Annotated in this window: 4 protein-coding genes; all 4 read right to left on the bottom strand. The window is 60.5% G+C overall.

Annotation, left to right across the window (positions count from 1 at the left end):
- The coding region (locus tag RT91_RS19645) for a TrbG/VirB9 family P-type conjugative transfer protein (protein WP_035189628.1) at positions 1 to 682 on the bottom strand (682 nt) is incomplete at its 3' end.
- The gene (locus tag RT91_RS19640; RefSeq protein ID WP_051788417.1) at positions 679 to 1,380 is read right to left on the bottom strand and encodes a type IV secretion system protein VirB8; all 702 of its coding nucleotides are present in this window, start codon (positions 1,378 to 1,380) and stop codon (positions 679 to 681) included. The genes RT91_RS19645 and RT91_RS19640, both read right to left, overlap by 4 nt.
- The gene (locus RT91_RS23100; RefSeq protein ID WP_408735346.1) at positions 1,377 to 1,505 is read right to left on the bottom strand and encodes a type IV secretion system lipoprotein VirB7; all 129 of its coding nucleotides are present in this window, start codon (positions 1,503 to 1,505) and stop codon (positions 1,377 to 1,379) included. The genes RT91_RS19640 and RT91_RS23100 overlap by 4 nt, the downstream gene beginning before the upstream one ends.
- A 53-nt stretch (positions 1,506 to 1,558) precedes the next feature.
- Positions 1,559 to 1,807, bottom strand: a complete 249-nt coding sequence (locus tag RT91_RS22730; RefSeq protein ID WP_240314386.1) for a hypothetical protein — start codon at positions 1,805 to 1,807, stop codon at positions 1,559 to 1,561.
- Positions 1,808 to 1,981 lie beyond the last annotated feature (174 nt).

Genomic DNA, 1,981 nt, shown 5'->3' with positions numbered 1-1,981 from the left:
GCTGGACATAGAAAATGGCCGGGATGCGCTGCATGGCCGGGAACGTGAACACGGTTGAATAGCCGTTGTCCCAGACCTCGGCGGGGGCCAGCTGATGATCGCCCCGGGCGACATACTCGTAATTGCGCGGTCCCTGATATTGATCGACCGTTGCCGCGTTCATGACAGCGCGCGCTTCATCAAGGCGGCTCTTGGCTTCCTTCTGGATAGCCTTCGCTTCGGCCGTCTTCCGCTTGGCAAGCCGGCGCTCATACGCCTGGTGCGGATAGGTGAACACCACGGCGTAATCGACATTCTCGCCGGCGCCGAGGTGCTTGTTCACGGTCTCGAACTGGAAAAAGTAATGGCGGAGCTTGCCGTCGCTGGTCTTGCAGAGGACCGCGATCGGCTGTGCCGGCAGAATGCCGGTTGGCTTGATGAAAAGGTAATTCTGGACCGGGACGACCTTGAGATAGGCGCTATCGCTCTCCGCGACGGAGACGACCTTTTCACCCGTGCCGAACTGGACTGTCAGCGCCGCACCCGGTGCAGTCCAAATGTCGGTGACGTTGCCGGACTGATAGGGCACATAGCGAACGCGGGCGTCTTCGTGCCCCGGGTGGGGATACTGTATGGCGAGGGCCGTCCCCATCATGCCGAGCCAGAGGAGACCGCTGGCCGCGAGTTTGCGCGCGCATGTCATGGCGAATCCTTTTGGGCCTGGTAGTTGGTCACAATGAGCCCGCTCGGGTCTGCGAGGCGGGCGGAAACCGGCAGCGTTGCGACGTTTTCAAAGCCGACCGTTGCCGTCCATGTCGAAGTCTGCGGATCCGAGCCGTACATCGTCACGGTGCGGCGGAAGCGCACGAGCGCGACATTCGGCCGCACCATGGACAGGCTCACCATCGCGACGCTGATCTGCCCCTTTTTACCAACCGTGACCTGCGGGCTGGTGCTGCCTGGCCCTTTATCGAGGAACCAGCTTTGGTAGGTGCCTTGCACCGTGGGGTTGGACATCAGCGAGGCAACATCATACCGATATTGCGCGTCGGCGAAGTCATAGCTTTCCCGGGCACGAACATATTGCCAGATCGCGGCTCTGGTCATCGCCGCCTTCTCATTGCTGGGAAGGCTGTTGAAATTCATGGTGGTGCTGGTGGTGCCGTCTGACTTCACGGTGATGAAGGCGGGCACGAGCTTTTCGAGGGGCAGGATCATCACGATCGCCCCCGCGAGGGTGACGTTGACCGCCAGGGACACGCCGGCCACCACCCAGCCCACACGGCCCCAGCGGCGGGCGGTACGCTTCTCAGTGGCCTGGAAAGATTCAACATCCTGGAAATAGGCGGCGAGCCGTTCGTTATCGATCGGCAAAGCCGTGTTTTTCATGTCCGCGTTCATGAGTGGGGCACCTGCGGCGGTCGCGCCAACTGCGCCGCGCTAGGCGACCAATGGCCGGGATTGAGGGCAAACATCGGCCCGTGAGCCGTTGCCAGCGGGTCACTGGCCGCGCAGCCCGCCAGCATGCCGGCTGCGCACATGAGGATAATCAGGCGAGACAACATGCGTGAGCCCTTCATTATTTGAACCAGTTGGCTGGGTTCACGATCCCGGAAATATTGAAGTCCACACCGCCGCCAATGTAGGCGGCGATGCCGGGAAGCATGATCGTGATGAAGGCCGTGATGGCGGTATAGGCGGCGATTTCGCCGAGGATGACGATTTCGGTCTGCACCGGATCGGCGGTGAACGTGGTCGAGACCTTGGTGTTCAGAAAATCCGTCATACCCCCCGTGAACAGCGATAGAAGCGCTGTGACGAGGAGCAACAGGATCGCCAGGCCGATCAGCTTACCGAGCCAGCGGTCGGGGATACCCTTGGTATATTCGAAAAAGATATCCGATCAGGAGGAATGGGCCGATAGCTACGAGAAGGCCCGTCAATGTTGTCGAGATGAGATAAACCGCGAACACGAGGGCAAAGAGCGAATGAAAAAAGACGA

Origin of the sequence: Acidiphilium sp. JA12-A1, assembly GCF_000724705.2 — a bacterium.
In the GTDB taxonomy this organism is placed as follows: domain Bacteria; phylum Pseudomonadota; class Alphaproteobacteria; order Acetobacterales; family Acetobacteraceae; genus Acidiphilium; species Acidiphilium multivorum.
Note: the sequence above shows the minus strand (reverse complement) of the source record. Positions and strands in the feature narration are given on the sequence as shown.